Annotated in this window: 16 protein-coding genes; 9 read left to right on the top strand and 7 right to left on the bottom strand. The window is 68.7% G+C overall.

Annotated features, from left to right (window positions below):
• Nucleotides 1-5 precede the first annotated feature (5 nt).
• The 3 genes from pncA to AP428_RS07100 all read right to left on the bottom strand — a co-directional run bounded on the left by pncA (nucleotide 6) and on the right by AP428_RS07100 (nucleotide 4,606).
• A complete protein-coding gene (pncA, locus tag AP428_RS07090; protein WP_023475610.1) occupies nucleotides 6-638 on the bottom strand; it encodes a bifunctional nicotinamidase/pyrazinamidase in 633 nt (210 codons plus the stop codon).
• A gap of 49 nt (nucleotides 639-687) precedes the next feature.
• Nucleotides 688-2,772 carry a 3-hydroxyacyl-CoA dehydrogenase NAD-binding domain-containing protein gene (locus tag AP428_RS07095; protein WP_054927908.1) on the bottom strand — a complete coding sequence of 695 codons (2,085 nt, stop codon included), beginning with the start codon at nucleotides 2,770-2,772 and terminating at the stop codon, nucleotides 688-690.
• Between the two features lie 190 nt (nucleotides 2,773-2,962).
• On the bottom strand, nucleotides 2,963-4,606 hold the full coding sequence (locus tag AP428_RS07100) for a 3-(methylthio)propionyl-CoA ligase (RefSeq protein WP_054927909.1): 1,644 nt from the start codon (nucleotides 4,604-4,606) through the stop codon (nucleotides 2,963-2,965).
• A 178-nt stretch (nucleotides 4,607-4,784) separates the two neighbouring features.
• Between AP428_RS07100 and AP428_RS07105 the strand changes: the two genes are divergently transcribed.
• From AP428_RS07105 to AP428_RS07125, 5 genes are all read left to right on the top strand, one after another.
• Nucleotides 4,785-6,353, top strand: a complete 1,569-nt coding sequence (locus AP428_RS07105; RefSeq protein WP_011549621.1) for a YdiU family protein — start codon at nucleotides 4,785-4,787, stop codon at nucleotides 6,351-6,353.
• A gap of 44 nt (nucleotides 6,354-6,397) precedes the next feature.
• Nucleotides 6,398-6,829, top strand: coding sequence for a peptide-methionine (R)-S-oxide reductase MsrB (gene msrB / locus AP428_RS07110; protein WP_011549620.1), 432 nt, complete (start codon nucleotides 6,398-6,400; stop codon nucleotides 6,827-6,829).
• 130 nt (nucleotides 6,830-6,959) lie between these two features.
• Nucleotides 6,960-7,490, top strand: coding sequence for a septation protein A (locus tag AP428_RS07115; RefSeq protein WP_006478589.1), 531 nt, complete (start codon nucleotides 6,960-6,962; stop codon nucleotides 7,488-7,490).
• Nucleotide 7,491: 1 nt separating this feature from the next.
• A complete protein-coding gene (locus AP428_RS07120) occupies nucleotides 7,492-7,800 on the top strand; it encodes a BolA family transcriptional regulator (RefSeq protein WP_006478588.1) in 309 nt (102 codons plus the stop codon).
• Between the two features lie 18 nt (nucleotides 7,801-7,818).
• A complete protein-coding gene (locus tag AP428_RS07125) occupies nucleotides 7,819-8,601 on the top strand; it encodes a peptidylprolyl isomerase (RefSeq protein WP_011549619.1) in 783 nt (260 codons plus the stop codon).
• Between the two features lie 171 nt (nucleotides 8,602-8,772).
• Here AP428_RS07125 and AP428_RS07130 read toward each other — a convergent pair whose 3' ends face one another.
• Together AP428_RS07130 and purL are read right to left on the bottom strand one after the other, a co-directional pair.
• Entirely contained in the window at nucleotides 8,773-9,321 is a 549-nt protein-coding gene (locus tag AP428_RS07130; protein ID WP_011694305.1) for a GNAT family N-acetyltransferase, read from the bottom strand.
• Between the two features lie 4 nt (nucleotides 9,322-9,325).
• Complete coding sequence (gene purL, locus AP428_RS07135; protein ID WP_011549617.1) at nucleotides 9,326-13,390, bottom strand: phosphoribosylformylglycinamidine synthase; 4,065 nt, start codon at nucleotides 13,388-13,390, stop codon at nucleotides 9,326-9,328.
• A gap of 327 nt (nucleotides 13,391-13,717) precedes the next feature.
• Here purL and AP428_RS07140 point away from each other — a divergent pair, with 327 nt between their 5' ends.
• The 3 genes from AP428_RS07140 to pgi all read left to right on the top strand — a co-directional run bounded on the left by AP428_RS07140 (nucleotide 13,718) and on the right by pgi (nucleotide 18,351).
• Nucleotides 13,718-15,019 carry an FAD-dependent oxidoreductase gene (locus AP428_RS07140; RefSeq protein ID WP_011549616.1) on the top strand — a complete coding sequence of 434 codons (1,302 nt, stop codon included), beginning with the start codon at nucleotides 13,718-13,720 and terminating at the stop codon, nucleotides 15,017-15,019.
• A 53-nt stretch (nucleotides 15,020-15,072) separates the two neighbouring features.
• Nucleotides 15,073-16,617: an NAD(P)H-hydrate dehydratase gene (locus AP428_RS07145; RefSeq protein ID WP_054927910.1), complete on the top strand. Its 1,545-nt coding sequence runs from the start codon at nucleotides 15,073-15,075 to the stop codon at nucleotides 16,615-16,617.
• 111 nt (nucleotides 16,618-16,728) lie between these two features.
• Nucleotides 16,729-18,351 (top strand): glucose-6-phosphate isomerase, encoded by a 1,623-nt coding sequence (pgi, locus tag AP428_RS07150; RefSeq protein ID WP_041489543.1) that lies wholly within the window; start codon nucleotides 16,729-16,731, stop codon nucleotides 18,349-18,351.
• 68 nt (nucleotides 18,352-18,419) lie between these two features.
• On the opposite strand, the gene AP428_RS07155 is transcribed toward pgi, so the two are convergent.
• On the bottom strand, nucleotides 18,420-19,133 hold the full coding sequence (locus tag AP428_RS07155) for an ABC transporter ATP-binding protein (protein ID WP_011549613.1): 714 nt from the start codon (nucleotides 19,131-19,133) through the stop codon (nucleotides 18,420-18,422).
• On the opposite strand from AP428_RS07155, the gene AP428_RS07160 reads away from it, so the two are divergent.
• A complete protein-coding gene (locus AP428_RS07160; RefSeq protein WP_011694307.1) occupies nucleotides 19,132-19,800 on the top strand; it encodes an arylesterase in 669 nt (222 codons plus the stop codon). The two genes, AP428_RS07155 and AP428_RS07160, sit on opposite strands and share 2 nt — an antisense overlap.
• Before the next feature lie 74 nt (nucleotides 19,801-19,874).
• Here AP428_RS07160 and AP428_RS07165 read toward each other — a convergent pair whose 3' ends face one another.
• Entirely contained in the window at nucleotides 19,875-21,812 is a 1,938-nt protein-coding gene (locus AP428_RS07165) for a SurA N-terminal domain-containing protein (RefSeq protein WP_053525024.1), read from the bottom strand.
• Between the last annotated feature and the right edge of the window lie 64 nt (nucleotides 21,813-21,876).

A 21,876-nucleotide genomic window follows, 5' to 3' on the forward strand; every position in this document is an offset into this window, starting at 1 on the left:
ATGCGCTACGCCGCCGGGCGCGCGCCCGCGGACGTCGCATGCACGACGCCCGCTGCCTGCATCTGCTGCCATGCGTGCGCGAGCGACCCGTTCAGGTCGATCGCACGGCACGCATCGTTGATCACCGCGGCTTCGAAACCGGCCGCGCGCGCATCGAGCGCCGACCACGCGACGCAATAGTCGGTCGCGAGCCCGCAGCACCACACGCGCTTCGCCCCGAGTTCGCGCAGATAGCCCGCGAGCCCCGTGCGTGTCGTGCGGTCGGCTTCGACGAACGCGGAATAGCTGTCGACCTGCGCGTCGCCGCCCTTGCGGATCACGAGCCGCGCGTGCGGGATGTCGAGGTCGCGATGCAGCGCCGCGCCGTCGGTGTCCTGCACGCAGTGCACGGGCCACAGCACCTGCTCGCCGTACGGCAGCGCGAGCGTCGAGAACGGCTCGCGGCCCGGATGGTTCGCCGCGAACGACACGTGCTCGCGCGGGTGCCAGTCCTGCGTGAGCACGACCTGGTCGAAGCGTTGCGCGAGCGCGTTGATCACCGGCACGACCGCATCGCCGTCGGGCACCGCGAGCGCGCCGCCCGGCATGAAGTCGTATTGCACGTCGATCACGAGCAGGACGTCGTCGGTGCGTTTCATTGCGTGTCTCCAGACAGGATCGGTCGCGCCGCGATGCGATGCGGCGGCGTCAGCCGTTGAACCCGCGGCCGGCCTTCGCCAGTTCCGCGATCGACGGCGCGAGCTGCCACGCGTCGCCGTTCGGTGCGGCCGCATAGCGGCGGATCGCGCGCTCGACGTTATAGAGGCCGACCGTATCCGCGTACAGCATCGGCCCGCCGCGCCACAGCGGGAAGCCATAGCCGGTCAGGTAGACCATGTCGATGTCGGACGCCTTCGACGCGATCTTCTCCTCGAGGATCTTCGCGCCTTCGTTGACGAGCGCGAACACCAGCCGCTCGACGATCTCGTCGTCGCCGATCTTGCGCCGCTCGACGCCGCGCTCCTTCGAATACGCGACGACCATCTCGTCGACGAGCGACGACGGCTTCGCCTTGCGGTCGCCCGGCACGTAGTCGTACCAGCCGGCGCCCGTCTTCTGGCCGAAGCGGCCCTGTTCGCACAGGCGATCGGCGATCTTCGAATACTGCAGATCGGGCTGCTCGACGTAGCGCCGCTTGCGGATCGCCCAGCCGATGTCGTTGCCGGCGAGGTCGCTCATCCGGAACGGCCCCATCGCGAAGCCGAACTTCTCGATCGCGCGATCGACCTGCGCGGGCAGCGCGCCTTCCTCGAGCATGAACAGCGCCTGGCGGATGTACTGCTCGATCATCCGGTTGCCGATGAAGCCGTCGCACACGCCCGACACCACCGCCGTCTTGCGGATCTTCTTCGCCACCGCCATCACGGTCGCGAGCACGTCCTTCGCGGTCTGCGCGCCGCGCACGACCTCGAGCAGCTTCATCACGTTCGCGGGGCTGAAGAAGTGCATGCCGACCACGTCCTGCGGACGCTTCGTGAACGCGGCGATCTTGTCGACGTCGAGCGTGGACGTGTTCGACGCGAGGATCGCGCCCGGCTTCGCGACTTCGTCGAGCTTCCTGAACACCTGCTCCTTCACGCCGAGTTCCTCGAACACGGCTTCGACGATCAGGTCGGCCTCCTTCAGGTCGTCGTAGGACAGCGTCGGCGTGATCAGCGCCAGGCGCGCATCGAGCTTCTCCTGCGTGAGCTTGCCCTTCTTCACCTGCGCGTCGTAGTTCTTGCGGATCGTCGCGAGGCCGCGCTCGAGCGCATCCTGCTTCGTCTCGAGCAGCGTGACGGGCAGCCCCGCGTTGATGAAGTTCATCGCGATCCCGCCGCCCATCGTGCCCGCGCCGATCACGCCGACCCGGCGGATCTCGCGCAGCGGCGTATCGGCCGGCACGTCGGGAATCTTGCTCGCCGCCCGCTCGCCGAAGAATGCATGGCGCAGCGCGCGGCTTTCCGGCGTCATCATCAGCGCGACGAACCCTTCGCGCTCGGCGACGCTGCCCTTGTCGAAGCCGTTCAGCACGCCGGCCTCGATCGCGTCGATGCACTTGTGCGGCGCGGGGTAATTCGGCGCGGCGGCCCGCGCGGAATTGCGCGCGAACTGGATGAAGCCCGCCGCGTTCTCGTGGACGATCTTGCGATCGCGCACGCGCGGATGCGGCCCCTTCTGCGCGCCGACCTTGCGGGCGAACGCGACGGCCGCGTCGAGCAGGTCGCCGTCGGCCATTTCGTCGAACAGCCCGCTCTTCGCGAGCTGCTCCGACGGCACCGGCGCGCCCGACACGATCATGTTCAGCGCGGTTTCGAGCCCGACCGCGCGCGGCAGGCGCTGCGTGCCGCCCGCGCCCGGCAGCAGCCCGAGCTTCACCTCGGGCAGCGCGACCTGCGCGCCGGGCGCGGCGACCCGGTAATGCGCGCCGAGCGCAAGCTCGAGGCCGCCGCCCATCACGACGCTGTGCAGCGCCGCGACGACCGGCTTCGCGCTCGCCTCCACCGCGCGGATCACGGTGTGCAGCGTCGGCTCCTGCAAGGCCTTGGGCGTATTGAATTCGGTGATGTCGGCACCGCCCGAGAACGCGCGGCCCGCGCCGGTCAGCACGATGGCCGTGACCGACGGGTCCCGCGCGGCGCGATCGAGCGCGTCCATGACGCCCTGGCGGGTCGACAGGCCGAGCCCGTTGACGGGCGGATTGTTGAGCGTGATGACGGCCACGCCGTCGCGAGTCGAGTAATCCACTGCCATCTGCCTGCCTCCATGCATCGCGCGCCGGATTGGCTGCGCTTTCATTGTGCGCGGTCGAACGGCCGCATGTCCGGATGAACGGAGGCAGCATACAACGAAAAAGCACGGTCGTTCAATTTGAATTTTGCTCCCGATCCGGGGACGGATCGGGCGACCGATGCGCGGGGTGGCGGCGACCCGGGTTTAGGCCTTACGGCGCGCACACCGCGGTGGGCAATACGTAATCGCGGAACGTCTCTCTCAACTTCAGCTTCTGCAGCTTGCCGGTCGCGGTGTGCGGCAGCGATTCGACGAACACGACGTCGTCCGGAATCCACCATTTCGCGACCTTGCCCTCGTAGAACGCGAGCAGCGTGTCGCGGGTCAGGTTCGCGCCTTCGCGCGGCACCACGACGAGCAGCGGCCGCTCGGTCCATTTCGGATGCGCACACGCGATGCACGCGGCTTCGGCCACCCCGGGATGCGCGATCGCGACGTTCTCGATGTCGATCGAGCTGATCCACTCGCCGCCCGACTTGATCACGTCCTTGCTGCGGTCGGTGATCTGCAGAAAGCCGTCGGGGTCGATCGTCGCGACGTCGCCGGTCGGAAACCAGCCGTCCGACAGCGGCGACGCATCGCCGCGAAAGTAGTGGTCGATCACCCACGGCCCGCGCACCTGCAGTTCGCCGAATGCGACACCGTCCCACGGCAGCTCGCGGCCGTCGTCGCCGACGATCCGCATGTCGACGCCGCAGATCACGCGCCCCTGCTTCTCGAGCAGCCGGCGCTGCGCGTCGAGCGGCCGCTGCGACTGCGCCCAGTTGAGCTTCGCGAGCGTGCCGAGCGGCGACAGTTCGGTCATCCCCCACGCATGGATCACGCGCACGCCGTATTCGTCCTCGAACGTGCGCAGCATCGCGGGCGGGCACGCGGAGCCGCCGATCACCGTGCGGTTCAGCGTCGAGAAACGCACGCCGGCCTCGCGCATGTAGTTCAGCAGGCCGAGCCACACGGTCGGCACGCCCGCGGAGAACGTCACGCGCTCGGCCTCCATCAGCTCGTACAGCGATTTCCCGTCGAGATCCTTGCCGGGCAGCACGAGCTTGCCGCCCGTCAGCGGCACCGCGTACGGCAGCCCCCACGCGTTGACGTGGAACATCGGCACGACGGGCAGCACGGCGTCCATCGCGGACAGGTTCATTGCGTCGGGCAGCGCGGCGCCGTAAGCATGCAGCACGGTCGAGCGATGCGAATACAGCACGCCCTTCGGGTTGCCGGTCGTGCCCGACGTGTAGCAGAGCCCCGACGCCTGCTGCTCGTCGAGCCGCGGCCAGTCGTAGCGCCCGTCCTCGGCTTCGACGAGCGTTTCGTAGCAGAGGAACGGCGTCGCGCCGGACGGCAGGTGCGCGGCGTCCGTCATCGCGATCCAGCCCTTCACGTGCGGGCATTGCGGCGCGATCGCATCGACGAGCGGCGCGAAATTGATGTCGAAGAAGACGTAGCGGTCTTCCGCGTGATTGACGATGTACGCGATCTGTTCGGGAAACAGGCGCGGGTTGATCGTGTGGCACACGGCGCCCATCCCGCCGATCCCGTAATACGCTTCCAGGTGCCGGTAGCCGTTCCACGCCAGCGTGCCGACGCGGTCGCCGGTCCCGACGCCGAGCCGCGCGAGCGCCTGCGCCAGCTGCTTCGCGCGGCGTTCGCAATCGCGGTACGTATAGCGATGCAGGTCGCCTTCCACGCGCTTCGACACGATCTCCGTGTCGCCGGCGTGCCGCGCGGCATGCGAAATCAGCGACGACACCAGCAGCGGCACATCCATCATCTGGCCCAGCAACGGCTTACCCATCGTCTTGTTCTCCCTGAGGATGCGAATCGGTGACCAGCCAGGGGACGGTTTCCGTACGGAAGCCATCCCGGTGTGCGCCCGTCAGCGGCCCCGGACGGGCGTGGCGCACGGTGCGCGGGCCGCCATGCGGGCGGCGCGGCGCCGCCTTACAATATCGGCTTACCCAGAGGCGCTCAATATGTCGTTTTCCCGAAGCGCAGCCGATGCGGCTGACACCCTGCCCGACCTCGCCGCGACGCTCGGCGCGCCCGCCGAACGCGCGTTCGTCACGCTCGGCGACGCGTTTCATACGCGGCTGCCGGCCGCGCCGCTCGCCGCGCCGTACGTCGTCGGCTTTTCCGACGACGTCGCGCAACTGCTCGACCTGCCGCCCTCGATCGCCGCGCAGCCGGGTTTCGCCGAGCTGTTCGCCGGCAACCCGACGCGCGACTGGCCCGCGCACGCGATGCCGTACGCGTCGGTCTACTCCGGCCATCAGTTCGGCGTGTGGGCCGGCCAGCTCGGCGACGGCCGCGCGCTGACGATCGGCGAACTGCCCGGCACCGACGGCCGGCGCTACGAACTGCAGCTCAAGGGCGGCGGCCGCACGCCGTATTCGCGCATGGGCGACGGCCGCGCGGTGCTGCGCTCGTCGATCCGCGAATTCCTGTGCTCGGAAGCGATGCATCACCTCGGCATCCCGACCACGCGCGCGCTGACGGTGATCGGCTCCGACCAGCCGGTGGTGCGCGAGGAGATCGAGACGGCGGCCGTCGTCACCCGCGTGTCGGAAAGCTTCGTGCGCTTCGGCCACTTCGAGCACTTCTTTTCGAACGATCGCCCCGACCTGCTGCGCCAGCTTGCCGACCACGTGATCGACCGCTTCTATCCGGCCTGCCGCGACGCGGACGATCCGTACCTCGCGCTGCTCGAAGCGGCGACGTTGCGCACGGCCGACCTCGTCGCGCAATGGCAGGCCGTCGGCTTCTGCCACGGCGTGATGAACACCGACAACATGTCGATTCTCGGCGTGACGATCGACTACGGTCCGTTCGGCTTCGTCGATGCGTTCGATGCGAACCACATCTGCAACCACTCGGACACCAGCGGCCGCTATGCGTACCGGATGCAGCCGCGCATCGCGCACTGGAACTGCTACTGCCTCGCGCAGGCGCTGCTGCCGCTGATCGGGCTGCAGCACGGCATCGCCGACGACGATGCGCGCGCCGAGCGCGCGGTGGACGACGCACAGGCCGTGCTCGCGAAGTTTCCGGAGCGCTTCGGCCCCGCGCTCGAACGCGCGATGCGCGCGAAACTCGGCCTCGAACTCGAACGCGAGGGCGACGCCGAACTCGCGAACAAGCTGCTCGAGACGATGCATGCGAGCCACGCGGATTTCACGCTGACGTTCCGCCGGCTCGCGCAGATCTCGAAGCACGACGCGAGCCGCGACGCACCCGTGCGCGACCTCTTCATCGACCGTGAAGCATTCGACGCCTGGGCGAACCTCTACCGCGCGCGGCTGTCCGAGGAAACGCGCGACGACGCGGCGCGCGCGGTTGCAATGAACCGCGCGAACCCCAAATACGTGCTTCGCAACCATCTGGCCGAAGTCGCGATCCGGCGCGCGAAGGAAAAGGATTTTTCGGAAGTCGAGCGGCTCGCGCAGATCCTGCGCCGTCCGTTCGACGAACAACCGGAGCATGAAGCGTACGCGGCGTTGCCGCCCGACTGGGCCGGCTCGCTCGAAGTGAGCTGCTCGTCCTGAGCCCGCAACCCGCGCATCTCGACCGACCGATCAGGAGAACCCCCATGTCCCACGATTCCGACGACAAGACCTTCCCGTACCAGAAGGACGACGCCGAACTGCGCCGCCGGCTCACGCCGATGCAGTACGAGGTCACGCAGCACGCGGCGACCGAGCGCGCGTTCACCGGCGAATACACCGACACCGAGGACGCCGGCATCTACAAGTGCGTCGTCTGCAGCACGCCGCTGTTCGAATCCGGCGCCAAGTTCCACTCCGGCTGCGGGTGGCCCAGCTACTTCAAGCCGCTCAACGGCGAGGTGATTGACGAGAAGGTCGACTACTCGCACGGGATGGTGCGCGTCGAAGTGCGCTGCAACAATTGCGGCGCGCATCTGGGCCACGTGTTCGAGGACGGCCCGCGCGACAAGACCGGTTTGCGGTACTGCATCAATTCGGCTGCGTTAAACTTCGAGTCCCGACCCGAAAACGAATGAGCGGCGCCGGGCGGATCGCCGAGGCAGCCAGCCCGGGGCGGCCCGCCCCCGATCCGCGACGGCGATGCCTGGCGGGTCCCTACAACGGTGACGGGCCGCGCCAGCGGCCCGTCACGCAGCTGCGAGCGCCATGAAATTCCTGTTCGATCTGTTTCCGATCATCCTGTTTTTTGTCGCCTTCAAGGTCTGGGGCATCTTCACCGCCACCGCCGTCGCGATCGTCGCGACGCTGGCCCAGGTCGCCTGGGTCGCCTTCCGGCACCGGAAGGTCGACACGATGCTGTGGGTCAGCCTCGGCGTGATCGTCGTGTTCGGTGGCGCCACCCTCGTCCTGCATGACGAGAAATTCATTCAATGGAAACCGACTGTGTTGTACTGGCTGTTTGCGATCGGGCTGCTCGCCGCACGCTATGCGTTCGGCAAGAACCTGATCGAGAAGATGATGGGCAAGCAGCTCACGCTGCCCGTGCCCGTGTGGGACAAGCTGAACGTCGCCTGGGCGCTGTTCTTCGCGGTGCTCGGCGTCGCGAACCTGTACGTGGTGCACAACTTCACCGAATCGCAATGGGTGAACTTCAAGCTGTTCGGTACGACGGGCGCGATGGTCGTGTTCATCATCCTGCAGAGCCTGTGGCTCACGAAGTACCTGAAGGACGAATGACATGAGCGACGCCTTTCTCCACGCCTCCGCCGACGAACGCATCGCGCTGATCGAAGCGCGCCTCACCGCGTCGCTCGCGCCGCTGTCGCTCACCGTGCGCGACGACAGCGCGCAGCACGCGGGCCATGCGGGCGCGGCCTCCGGCGGCCATTTCACGGTCACGATCGTCTCGTCCGCGTTCGCGGGCAAGCCGCGCGTCGCGCGGCACCGGCTGGTGTATGATGCGCTCGCTGATGCGATGCAGCGCGGCATTCACGCGCTCGCGATCGTGGCTTACACGCCCGAAGAATTCAACGAATCTTCAATCTAGTCTCATTAGGAATTCCCGATGATCCTGAAATCCCCCCGCCTGTGGGTCGCGGCGGCTGCTTTTGCAGCGGCACCGGCATTCGCCCAGAACATCGCCGTCGTCAACGGCACGCCGATTCCGAAGTCGCGCGCCGACGCGATGGTCGCGCAGCTCGTCCAGCAAGGCCAGACCGACGGCCCGCAACTGCAGCAGGCCGTGCGCCAGGAACTGGTGAACCGCGAAATCCTGATGCAGGAAGCGATCCGCGAAGGCATCCCGAATCGTCCGGACGTGAAGGCGCAAGTCGCCGTCGCGCAGCAGACCGTCGTGCTGCGCTCGATGATCGAGAGCTTCCTGAAGAAGAACCAGCCGACCGATGCCGAAGTGAAGGCGCGCTATGACGAACTCGTCAAGGGCGTGGGCGGCAACCGCGAGTACCACCTGCACCACATCCTCGTCGACAACGAGCAGCAGGCGAAGGACCTGATCGCGAAGATCAAGGGCGGCGCGAAGTTCGAGGACCTCGCGAAGCAATACTCGAAGGACCCGGGTTCGGGCAAGAACGGCGGCGATCTCGACTGGTCGGACCCGAAGGCGTACGTGCCGGAATTCGCGGCAGCCGCGCAGAAGCTGCAGAAAGGCCAGATGACCGACGCGCCGGTGAAGACGCAGTTCGGCTGGCACATCATCCGCGTCGACGACATCCGCGACATCGCGCCGCCGCCGTTCGACCAGGTGAAGGCGCAGATCGCGCAGCAGCTCGTGCAGCAGAAGCTGCAGGCGTTCGAGGAAGGTCTGCGTCAGCAGGCGAAGATCCAGTAACGCCGGCGCGCGTCATACGCGCATCGAAAAGCCGCTCTTCGGAGCGGCTTTTTCTTTTGACGTGCACGAAACAGATGTAGCGCGACGCGATGGTGCGTGGCCGACGCGCAATAAAAAACCGCTCCGAAGAGCGGCTTTCCCATACCAGGTGTTACCCGCCTGCGGCGTTCGCTACGCGGCGGGATAGAACACGTCGTGATAACGCACGTCGCCCGCCGGCAGCGGCGCCGATTCGTCGAACGGCAGCGCGAGGAAATACTCGGGCGGCACGCCTGGAAACACGATGTCGCCGTGCGGTTCGAACCCGAAACGCGTGTAATACGCGGGCTCGCCCAGCACCACGCAGCCACGCGCGCCGAGCCGCCGCAACGCGTCGAGCCCCGTGCGCACGAGCCCCGCGCCGATGCTTTGCCGCTGGCAATCGGGCCGCACCGCGAGCGGTGCCAGCCCGTACCACTGCTGGCTGCCGGCCGGCTCGCCGCCGATCGCGACGGGCGAGAACGCGACGTGCCCGACGATACGCCCGTCGCGCTCCGCGACGAGCGATACGCTCAGCGCCCCGTCCGTGCGCAGCGTGTCGACGATGCGCTGTTCGAACTCGCCGCCCTGCGGCTCGCCCGCGAACGCCGCCCGGATCACGCGGCCGATCGCATCGGCCTCGCTCGCCCGTTCGTCACGCAGCGTGACGACCTCGACCGGCGCGTTCGGGTCGAACATCATCCGATCAGCCGATCCAGCGGCGCGCGTTGCGGAACACGCGCAGCCACGGGCTCGCTTCACCCCAGCCTTCCGGGTGCCAGCTCATCGTGACCGTACGATGCACACGCTCCATGTGCGGCATCAGCACCGAGAAGCGGCCGTCGGCCGTCGTGACCGACGTGATGCCGGCCGGCGACCCGTTCGGGTTGAACGGATAGCGTTCGGTCGCTTCGCCGCGGTGGTCGACGTAGCGCATCGCGACCGCGACGCGATCGATGTCGCCCTGCTGCGAGAAGTCCGCGTAGCCTTCGCCGTGCGCGACCGCGACCGGAATCCGCGAGCCTTCCATCCCCGCGAAGAAGATCGACGGCGACTTCTCCACCTCGACGAACGAGAAGCGCGCCTCGAACTGCTCGGACTTGTTACGCGTGAACTTCGGCCACGCTTCCGCGCCCGGGATCATCGACGCGATGCTCGACAGCATCTGGCAGCCGTTGCAGATACCGAGGGCGAACGTATCGGGACGCGCGAAGAACGCCGAGAACATGTCGGCAAGGTTCGCGTTGAAACGGATCGTCTTCGCCCAGCCTTCGCCCGCGCCCAGCACGTCGCCGTACGAGAAGCCACCGCACGCGACCGCACCCGCGAAATCGGCCAGCGTCGCGCGGCCGGCGAGCAGGTCGCTCATGTGCACGTCGTGCGCATCGAAGCCTGCGCGATCGAACGCGTACGCGGTTTCCAGATGCGAGTTCACGCCCTGCTCGCGCAGGATCGCGACGCGCGGCCGCGCGCCCGTCGCGATGAACGGCGCGGCGATGTCGTCGGCCGGGTCGAACGTGAGCACCGGCGAGAGGCCCGGATCGGCCGCGTCGAGCAGCGCGTCGTATTCGGCATCCGCGCAGGCCGGGTTGTCGCGCAGGCGCGCGATGCGCCAGCTCACTTCGCTCCATGCGCGATGGAGTTCGGCACGCGGCGCATCGAAGATCTTCTTCGCGTCGCGGTACACCTCGATCACGTCGCGATCGTTGACCGAGCCGATCACGTGCGAACACGTCGACAGACCGAATTCGCGCAGCGCGCCGAGCACCGCATCGCGGTCGGATGCGCGCACCTGCACGACAGCGCCGAGCTCTTCGGAGAACAGCGCGCGCAGCGTGCGGTCGTCGCGCAGGCCGCTCGTCTGCTTCGCCCAGTCCTTCGCGTCGCCGTAGTCGGATTCGTGGTTCGGGTCGAGCGTCAGCATGTCGACGTTCAGCGACACGCCCGCATGGCCCGCGAACGCCATTTCGCACACCGTCGCCCACAGGCCGCCGTCCGAGCGGTCGTGGTACGCGAGCAGCTTGTCCTGCGCATTGAGCGACTGGATCGCGTTGAAGAAGCGCTTCAGGTCTTCCGCGTCGTCGACGTCCGGCGTCGTGTCGCCGACCTGCTGCGTGACCTGCGCGAAGATGCTGCCACCCATCCGGTTCTTGCCGCGGCCGAGATCGATCGCGATCAGCACGGTGTCGCCCGCGTCGGCGACGCGGCGCAGTTGCGGCGTGAGATGACGGCGCACGTCCTCGACCGGCGCGAACGCGGAGATGATCAGCGACACCGGCGACACGACTTCCTTCGCGACGCCCTGCTCGTCCCACTTCGTCTTCATCGACAGCGAGTCCTTGCCGACCGGGATGCCGATCCCGAGCGCCGGGCACAGCTCCATGCCGATCGCCTTGACCGTGTCGAACAGCGCGGCGTCCTCGCCGGCCGTGCCGCACGCGGCCATCCAGTTCGCCGACAGCTTCAGCTTGTCGAGCGACGCGATCGGCGCGCTCGCGATGTTCGTGATCGCTTCGCCGACGGCCATGCGGCCCGATGCCGGCGCATCGATCACGGCGAGCGGCGTGCGCTCGGCCATCGTCATCGCCTCACCCTTGAAGCCCGCGTAGTCGAGCGCGGTGATCGCGCAGTCGGCCACCGGCACCTGCCACGGGCCGACCATCTGGTCGCGCACCGACGTACCGCCGACCGAACGGTCGCCGATCGTGATCAGGAACGACTTGCTGCCGACCGTCGGGTGCTTCAGCACGTCGAGCGCGACGGCCGACAGCGCGATGCCCGTCACGTCGACCGGCGCTCGCTCGGTCGCGACGCGCGTGACGTCGCGGTGCATGCGCGGCGGCTTGCCGAGCAGCACTTCCATCGGCATGTCGACCGGGTATTCGTCGGCGCCCGTCGCTTCGTCGTCGACGAGCTTCAACTGGCGTTCGTCGGTCGCGACACCGACCACCGCGAACGGGCAGCGCTCGCGCGCGCAGATCGCCTCGAAGCGCGGCAGGTCGGCCGGCGCGATCGCCAGCACGTAGCGCTCCTGTGCCTCGTTCGACCAGATTTCGCGCGGCGACAGGCCCGATTCCTCGAGCGCGACCTTGCGCAATTCGAAGCGCGCGCCCTTGCCCGCGCCGTCGACGATTTCGGGGAATGCGTTCGACAGGCCGCCCGCGCCGACGTCGTGGATGCTCAGGATCGGGTTTTCCGCGCCGAGCTGCCAGCAGCCGTTGATCACTTCCTGCGCGCGACGCTCGATTTCCGGGTTGCCGCGCTGCACCGAGTCGAAGTCGAGTTCGGCCGTGTTCGCGCCGGTCGCCATCGAGCTCGCGGCGCCGCCGCCCATGCCGATCCGCATGCCGGGGCCGCCAATCTGGATCAGCAGCGAGCCGGCCGGCACGTCGTGCTTGTGCGTGTGCTGATCCGCGATGTTGCCGAGGCCGCCCGCGATCATGATCGGCTTGTGATAGCCGTGCACCGTGCCGCCGACGTTCTGCTCGTACACACGGAAATAGCCGCCGAGGTTCGGGCGGCCGAATTCGTTGTTGAACGCGGCGCCGCCGAGCGGGCCGTCGATCATGATCTGCAGCGGCGACGCGATGCGGTCCGGACGGCCGTACGGGCCGTGCTGCTCGTTCGGGTTGCGCTCGGCCACCGGCTGCGCGGCGTCGCGCGCGTTTTCCCACGGCTGGCGGGCGTCGGGCAGGTCGAGGTTCGACACGGTGAAGCCCGTGAGGCCGGCCTTCGGACGCGCGCCGCGGCCCGTCGCGCCTTCGTCGCGGATTTCGCCGCCCGCGCCGGTCGCCGCCCCCGGGAACGGCGAGATCGCCGTCGGGTGGTTGTGCGTCTCCACCTTCATCAGCGTGTGCGTGAGCTCGGTGTGGCGGTCGTAGCGCTCACCCGGCTCGCCGGCCGCACCGGCCTTGCGCGGGAACCAGCGCTCGGCTTCGGCGCCGACCATGATCGACGAGTTGTCCGAATACGCGACGATGGTGCCCTGCGGGCTCAGCTTCTCGGTGTTGCGGATCATCGCGAACAGCGACATGTCCTGTGCTTCGCCGTCGATCGTCCACTGCGCGTTGAAGATCTTGTGGCGGCAGTGTTCGCTGTTCGCCTGCGCGAACATCATCAGTTCGACGTCGGTCGGGTTGCGTTCGAGCTTGCGGAACGCGTCGACCAGGTAGTCGATCTCGTCGTCGGCGAGCGCGAGGCCCAGCTCGGCGTTCGCGCGCTCCAGCGCGCCGCGGCCGACGCCCAGCACGTCTACGCTCGCGAGCGGCTTGGCCGGCAGTTCGTCGAACAGGTGCTTCGCGTCGTCGCGCGCCGCGACCACGCTTTCGGTCATCCGGTCATGCAGTGCAGCCGCGACGGCCGCGCGCGCGTCGTCCGACAGCGCCTTCTTGCCGCCGAGCAGGCCCGACTTCAGCGTGACCGTGAATTCGACGCCGCGCTCGATGCGGCGCACCTGCGTGAGACCGCAGTGCTGCGCGATGTCGGTTGCCTTGCTCGCCCACGGCGAGACCGTGCCGAAGCGCGGCAGCACGACGAAGGTCTCGGTCGCGCCCTTCTCGCCCGCCGGCTGGAACGGCTCGCCGTAGTGCATCAGCGCATCGATGCGCGCGCTGTCGTCGACCGACAGCGGCTCGGCCGCATTGACGAAGTGCAGGAACTGGCCGCGCACCGCGACGATGTTGGCGTCGATTTGCCTGAGCGTGTCGAGCAGACGGGTTTGACGGAAATCGGAGAGGGCCGAAGCGCCGGGAAAACACGAGAAGTGAGCCATGGGCTGGACTGACGTCGATGAGTCGCGCGAGGTGGCGACGTGGGGCGAAAGGAAGGCCGTAATTATACCCGGAAGTCGGCCGCCCAAGACCGGCCGATCGGTAGTCCGCCTGCACCGCACCGGTGCCCGGGCGCGGGGCGCGCACGGCCGGCCGCCGGACCGGCCTGCGCGGGTCGCACGCCGGCCGCCGTCGCGCAACCGCACGACCCATGCTCGGCCGGCGCCGGCTCGCGCACTTTTGGCGCTATCATTCCGGGTTCACCGGGCCCGGGCCCTCAGCGAATTCTCACCGGGCGGCGTGCGCGCCGCCCGTCATCGAAGCAATCCATGGATGTCATCGTCATCGGCGGCGGAATCAGCGGCGTCGCCACCGCCTACCAGCTGCGCGCGGCCGGCCATCGCGTGTGCGTGGTCGAACGCCACGCGACCGTCGCGCAAGGCGCGACCTACGGCGACGGCGGCGCGCTGCTGCCGAGCCCGCTCGACGTCTGGTTCGGCCCGACGTTCATGCGCCAGCGCCAGCCGCGCGACAGCGGCATCGTCTACAAGCCGGGCTTCAACGGCGGCGTGCGCCGCTTCGTCAAGCAGCTCGGCACGCTGCGCGAGCCCGACGTGTTCGCCGCGCAGTACGCGCGGCTGCGCCCGCTGATCGACGTGTCGCGCGACACGCTCGCCGATATCGAGGCGCGCCTCGAGCTCGAATTCGAGCAGAAACCCGGCATCCTGCACGTGGTGCGCGATCCGCGCGACTGGGACGCGCTGCAGCCCGCGCTCGACCTGCTGCGCACGCTCGACCAGCCGTACCGCACGCTCACCGCCGACGAATGCGCGGCGCTCGAACCGTCGGTGCCGGCGGAGCCCGGCTTTGCCGGCGGCGTGCTGCTCGAAACCGAGCGCACCGGCAACTGCCCGCTGTTCGCGAAACTGGTCAAGCAGACGCTCGACGAGCACGGCGTGCAGTTCCGCTTCGGCGCGGACGTCACCGCGATCCGCATCGACAACGGCCGCGCGGCGGTCGAGCTCGTGCCGCCGGGCAACCGGAACACGGCGAAGGCGCGCGAGGTCGACGTGATGTCCGCCGACGCGATCGTGGTCGCCGCCGGCGCGGGCAGCCTCCCGCTGCTCGAACGGCTCGGCTGGCGCTTGCCGCTGCATCCGGTCCGCACCCATACGCTCACCGCGCCGGTCGCGTACGAAGAACACGCACCGCACCTGAGCGTCGTCGATGCGATCAAGCGCATCTCGATCACGCGTACCCACCAGCGGTTGCGTATCGGCGGCGGCGCCGTGCTGCAGAGCCTCGCCGATACCGCGAAGCCGCTCGCCGAGCCGCTGTCCGAGGCCGCGCTCGCGCTGCTCGGCCAGGCCGTCCACGACTGGGTGCCCGGCGCCGCGAAGATTTCGGCCGCGCTGTCGTGGCAAGGCATGCAACTGCTGTCGCCGGACGGCCTGCCCGTCGTGGGTCCGACCCCGCATCCACGCGTGTTCGTCAATTTCGGCCATGGCCCGGCCGGCTGGGGCCTCGCGTGCGGGTCTGCTAAAGTGGTGACCGACTATCTGGGCGGCAACGTCCAGCACTGGCCCGCCGACACGCTCGCCGCGCTGAGCGCCGGCCGCTTCACGACCTGACCGCCGCGGGGCCGACTCGTGGCGGCATCCTTGCCAGCCGCCACGATCCCGCGATGACCGTTACCCACCCGCTTCCCGATTCCGATCCGATCGCGCTCTTGCGCGTCGCCGACCTGCGCGCGACCGAAGCCGACGCAACCGCCGCGCTGCCGCCGCACACGCTGATGGGCCGCGCCGCCGCCGCCGCCGCGCGCTGGCTGTCCGAGCGCGTCGCCGGCGACGATCGCCCCGTCTGGTTCGCGGTCGGCCCCGGCAACAACGGCGGCGACGCACTGGTCGCCGCCGCGCAGCTCCAGCAACTCGGCGTCGCGACGCATGCGTGGATGCCGGTACCGGTCAAGCCGGACGACGCGCAATGGGCGCTCGGTCTCGCGCGCTCGGCCGGCGTGCCGCTGTCGGCTACCCCGCCCGCGTCGCTGGATGGTTACGCGTGGGTCGTCGACGGGCTGTTCGGCATCGGTCTCGGCCGCGCGCTCGACGGCGCGTTCGCCGAGCAGGCCGCACGCATCGCCGCCCATGCGCGCGGCGGCGGCCGCGTGCTGGCGCTCGACGTGCCGAGCGGGCTCGACAGCGACACGGGCCGGATCGTCGGCGCGGGCGTCGCCGTCGCGGCCACCCACACGCTCACCTTCATCGGCGCGAAGCCCGGCCTCTACACGGGCGATGGCCGCGATCTCGCCGGCGAGATCCACGTCGCGTCGCTCGACGTCACGCCACCCGCCGCGCCGGCCATCGTGCTGAATGCGCCCGCGCGGTTCGCCGCGGCGCTGCCCGTGCGCGCCTTCGCGTCCCACAAGGGCACGTACGGCAGCCTCGCGGTGCTCGGCGGCGATACCGGCATGTGCGGCGCGCCGATCCTCGCCGCCCGCGCCGCGCTGTTCGCGGGCGCCGGCAAGGTGCACGTCGGCTTCCTCGGCGCAGGCGCGCCGCCGTACGATCCGCCCTTCCCCGAACTGATGCTGCATCCGGCCGACACGCTCGACCTCGGCGCGATGACCGCGATCGCGGCCGGTTGCGGGCTCGGCACACGCGAAGCCGCGGCGACGCTGGTGCGCGACGTACTCGCGCACGACATCGCGACGCTGCTCGACGCCGACGCGCTGAACCTCGTCGCGACGCACGCGGACCTCGCGGCCGCCGTCGCCACGCGCGGCGCGCGCGGCAATCCGTGCGTGCTGACGCCGCATCCGCTCGAAGCCGCGCGCCTGCTCGGCGGCGACACGGCCTCGGTGCAGCGCGATCGCGTCGCCGCCGCACAAGCGCTCGCCGCACGTTACGCGGCCATCGTCGTACTGAAAGGCTCGGGCACGGTGATTGCGGCGCCCGACGGCCGCGTGACGATCAACCCGACCGGCAACGCGGCGCTCGCCACGGGCGGCACCGGCGACGTGCTCGGCGGCCTGATCGGCGCGCTGCTCGCGCAGCGGGTCGCGCCGTACGAAGCCGCGCTGGCCGGCGTCTACCTGCACGGTCTCGCGGCCGACACGCTGACCGCGAACGGCACCGGCCCGGCCGGGCTCACCGCCGGCGAGCTCGCGCCGATGGTACGCACGCTGATCAATCGCCTTTTTTACCCGTCGCCGCGCGCCGACACGTAACGCCGCTATACTGACTGCCCCGCCGCACGGCGGGCCTTCTCGTCCGCCGGCTTTCCGATCCCGATGAGCCGGCGCGGCATTCCTCCCGATTCACGCTTCACTCGAACCGCCATGACGCTGAAATCGCTCCCCGCCTGGACTGCCCTTCAATCCCACTTCGAACAGATCCGCCACGCGCGGCTGCGCGACTGGTTCGCGCCGGAAAACGATCGCGCGCCGACCCGCGCCGAACGCTTCACGATTCCGGGCGGCGGTCTCGCGGCCGATTTCTCGAAGAATCGCATCGACGACGAAACGCTGCGCCTGCTCGTGCAGCTCGCGCGCGACGCCGGCGTCGAGGCGCGCCGCGACGCGATGTTCGCGGGCGAGATCGTCAACCCGACCGAAGGCCGCGCCGCGCTGCACACCGCGCTGCGCGCGACCGACCCGCAAGCGCCGTTCCATGCGCAGGTGAGCGCCGAGCGCGCGAAGATGGCGACGTTCGCGCGCGCCGTGCGCAGCGGCACGTGGACGGGCTATACGGGCAAGCGCATTCGCCACGTGATCAACATCGGCATCGGCGGCTCCGATCTCGGCCCGAAGATGGTCGTGCATGCGCTGCACCACGTCGCGACGCCCGAGATCTCGACGCACTTCGTGTCGAACGTCGACGGCGCCGATCTCGCGCGCGTGCTCGAACAGGTCGATCCCGAGGAAACGCTCGCGATCATCGTGTCGAAGACCTTCACGACGCTCGAGACGATGACGAACGCACGCTCGCTGCGCGACTGGTTCGTCGCGCGCGGCTGCCCCGAGGATGCGCTCGCGAAGCACTTCGTCGGCGTGTCGGCGAACCCGGCCGAAGTCGTGAAGTTCGGCATCGCCGCGGACAACGTGTTCGAAATGTGGGACTGGGTCGGCGGCCGCTATTCGCTGTGGTCGGCGGTCGGCCTGTCGATCATGATCGCGATCGGCCCCGAACAGTTCGACGAACTGCTGGCCGGCGCGAACGACATGGACCGCCACTTCCGCGAAGCGCCGCTCGAGCGCAACCTCCCGGTGCTGCTCGGCCTGATCGGCATCTGGTACCGGAATTTCTTCGGCTCGCAGAGCTATCTCGTCGCGCCGTATTCGGAAGCGCTGCACTACCTGCCGTCTTACCTGCAGCAGCTCGAAATGGAGAGCAACGGCAAATCCGCGCGCCTCGACGGCACCTTCGTCGACTACCCGACGTCGGCCGTCACGTGGGGTGAGCCGGGCACCAACGGCCAGCATGCGTTCTTCCAGATGCTGCACCAGGGGCCGACGATCGTGCCGATCGACTTCATCGCGGTGCTGACGCCCGAACATCCGCTCGCGGGCCATCATCCGAAGCTGCTCGCGAACTGCTTCGCGCAGAGCGAAGCGCTGATGCTCGGCCGCACGCTCGAGGAAGCGCGCAAGGTCGCCGGGCCCGGCAAGGAAGCGCTCGCGCCGCACCTGACGTTCCCCGGCAACCGCCCGACCACGACGCTGCTCGTCGATGCGCTGACACCGCGCACGCTCGGCGCGTTGATCGCGCTTTACGAGCACAAGGTGCTCGTGCAGGCGACGGTGTGGGACATCAATCCGTTCGACCAGTGGGGCGTCGAGCTCGGCAAGATTCTCGGCAAGGTGGTCGAAGGCGACCTGTCGGCCGAATCGGTCGATCCGGCGAAGCACGACTCGTCGACCACGGCGCTGATCGAGCGCGCCCGCGCGGCACTCAAGCGTTGACGCGCTGACGCGACGGCGTCATGCCCGTGCCGGCCGTGCGATTGACGCCGCGCGGCCGGCACGACCATTCACGCGTTGCGCGATGCCGCGTGCGGCGCGACGATGCGCCCCGCGTCGATGGTGACCGTCGTTGCGCAGCGGCGCGCGAGTTCCGCGTCGTGCGTGACGAGCACGAGCGTCGCGCCGTGCGTGCGGTTCAGCTCGAACATCAGGTCGATGACCGCGTGGCCGGTTGCCGCGTCGAGACTGCCGGTCGGCTCGTCGGCGAACAGGATCGCCGGGCGCGTGACGAACGCGCGGGCGAGCGCGACACGCTGCTGTTCGCCGCCCGACAGCAGCTTCGGATAATGCGCGGTGCGTTCGCCGAGACCGACCTGCACGAGCAGCGCCCGCGCACGGTCGGCCGCATCGCGCGCGCTGATGCCGCCCTGCAGTTCGAGCGGCAGCATCACGTTCTCGAGCGCCGTCAGATGCGGCATCAGCTGGAACGACTGGAACACGAAGCCGACCGCGCCGTTGCGCAGCGCCGCGCGTTCGTCCTCGTCGAGCTGGTCGAGCGCGCGGCCGAGCAGGCGAACCGTGCCGCTCGTCGCGCTGTCCAACCCTGCAAGCAGGCCAAGCAGCGTCGATTTGCCCGACCCCGACGCGCCGACGATCGCGAGGCTGCTGCCCGGCTGCACGGCGAGCGTGATGCCGTCGAGGATCGTCAGCTCGCCCGTTGCATCGGCAACCCGCTTGCACACGTCATGGACTTCGATGATCGGATCGGTAATCTTGAACATGGACACGACATTTCGCTGGAAAAGACGCGCGGCGGCCGCCGCGCTGCTGGGCACCCTGCTGGCCGTCACCGTGCCCGCACGCGCCGCGACGGCGCCGGCATCGGGCCCGCCCGTGATCGTCGTCCTCGGCGACAGTCTCTCGGCCGAATACGGCTTGCCGCGCGACACCGGCTGGGTGGCGTTACTGCGGCAACGGCTCACGACCGAGCGAATCGATTATAGCGTCGCGAACGCCAGCGTCAGCGGCGACACCACGAGCGGCGGCCGTGCGCGGCTGCCCGCGGTGCTGCAGCGGCTCAAGCCGTCGATCGTCGTCGTCGAACTCGGCTCGAACGACGCGCTGCGCGGCGTACCGCTCGCGACGACCGAGCAGAACCTGCGCGACATCATCGCCAGCGCGCAGCGCGCGCGGGCGAAGGTCGTGCTGGTCGGCATGTACGTGCCACCCAATTACGGCCCCGACTACACGCAGAAGTTCCACGCGGTCTATACGCGGCTGTCGAAAGACCTCGGCGTGCCGCTCGTGCCATTCCTGCTGGCCGGCATCGAGAACAAGCCCGAGCTGTTCCAGGCCGACCAGATGCATCCCGCGCAGCAGGCGCAGGGCATCCTGCTCGACAATGTGTGGCCGGCACTGAAGCCGTTGCTCGGCAAGCCGCGCGGCTGACCGCAGCCGAGCGTCGCAAAACGAAAAGCCCCGCTTCGAGCGGGGCTTTTTGATGGTTGCGGGCGAAACGAGGCTTAGTTGTCGCCGTCCTGCTGCTGGCTGGCCGTCGTGCTGCCGTACAGCTTGACCTTCGAACGATCGCGCAACGCGGCGAGATACGCTTCGCCTTCGCTTTGCGCGTCGACCTGCGCCATCTGCTGCTGCGCGGCCGCCAGTTGCTGCGGATCGACCGCCGAACCCGGGATCACCGCGTTCACGCGATAGATCGCATAACCGTCCGCGCCGAGGTCGACCCCGACGTAAGCAGGCAGCGTCTTCGCATCGACCTTGTAGACGGCGCTCAGCGCAGCCGGCGTCAGGCCCTGCGATTGCGTGCGCGACACCTTCTGCGCAGCCGCGAACCCGTCGGTCGACTTCGACTTCTGCAGCTCGGCCAGCTTCGCCGCACCGTCCTTCTTCGCGAGTTCCGCGGCCTGCTCGGCGATGACCTTCTGGCGCACGACGTCCTTGATCGCGTCGAGCGCGGGCACGGCAGCCGGCTTGTGCTCGGTCACGCGCGCCGAGATCAGCGTGTTGTTGCCGACGTCGATCGCCTGCGTGTTGTTCTGGTTCTTCACCGCGTCGTTCGCGAACACGGCGGCCAGGAACTTCGGATTGTTCAACGGGCTCGTCGGCGGCAGTTGCGGATTCGGCGTCGGCGTGACGGTGGCCGTCTGGATCGTCAGCTTGTACTTGTCCGCGGCCGGCTGCAGCGTCTTCGCCTTTTCGTAGACGGTCGACGTGAAGCCTTCCGCGTTGTCCGAGAACGCCTTCGATGCGTACTGCTGCTTCAGGTCGACCGCGATCTGGTCCTTCACTTCCGCGAACGGCTTGACGACCGCCGGCTTCACTTCGGTCGCCTTCAGGATGTGGAAACCGAGATCCGACTGCACGATACCGCTCACGTCGCCCTGCTTGAGCGAGAACGCGGCGTCGTCGAATGCCTTGCCGCCCGCGGTCGAGCCGCGCGTGATGAAGCCGAGGTCGCCGCCCTTCGCCGCCGACGGCGCATCCTGCGAGCTCTTCTGCGCGATCTGCGCGAACTGGTCCGGATGCGCCTTCACGTCGGCGAGCAGTTGCTCGGCCTTCGCCTTTGCTGCTGCCTTGTCGGCCGCGCTGGCGCTGCCCGGCGCAGCAATGAAGATGTGGCTCACGCGCACCTGCGCTTCGGTACGGAAGTGCGTCGGGTTGTCGTCGTAAAACTTCTTGATGTCCGCTTCGGTCGGCTGCGCGCTCGCAGCCGCTGCGGCCGGCGAATAGACGAGGTACTGGATCGTCGCGGTTTCCGGCGTCGCGAAGCTCTGCTTGTGCGCGTCGTAGTACGCGGTGAGCTGCGCGTCGGTCGGCTGGACCTTCGCTGCGAAGTCGCTCGTCTTCAGCACGAGCGCCTGCACTTCACGCTGCTGCGCGGCGAGTTCGGACAGGCGTTGCGCGAGGCTCTTCGGCGTGAACGCGCTCGACACGATGCTGGCCGGAATCTGCTGCAGCGACAGGCTGTAACGCACCCGTTCCTGGTACTGCTCGGGCGTCATCCCCTGGAACGACAGCAGCTGCGCATAGCGTTCGACGTCGATCGTGCCGTCGGGCTTCTTCAGCGACGCGATCATCGGGTCGCTCATCAGCGCATCGCGCACGGCGTTGTCGGAGGCCGTCAGGTGCAGACGTTGCGTCTCGTCGGCCAGCACGCGTTGCTGGATCAGCCCGTCGAGCACCTGCTTGCGATGCTCGGGCGTGTCGAACATCTTGATGTCGAACTGCCCGCCGAGCGCCTGACGCGCCTGATCGATCTGTTGACGGAACGCGCCGTCGAATTCGACCCGCGTGATCTTGTGCCCGTTGACTGCCGCGACGTTCGCACTGTCGTCGAAGAAACCGCGGAAACCTTGGATCCCGACGAAACCCAGCCCCGGCAACACGATCAGGAGCAGGAGCGCCATCATCAGGCGCTGGTGATTACGGAAGAAATCGAGCATGCGTGACGGGAAAATTGGACAAAACGACCGATATTACAACATACGGGGTGGGACGGGATAAAAC

It is taken from the genome of Burkholderia sp. E168m22, assembly GCF_001319805.1.
In the GTDB taxonomy this organism is placed as follows: Bacteria; Pseudomonadota; Gammaproteobacteria; order Burkholderiales; family Burkholderiaceae; genus Burkholderia; species Burkholderia orbicola.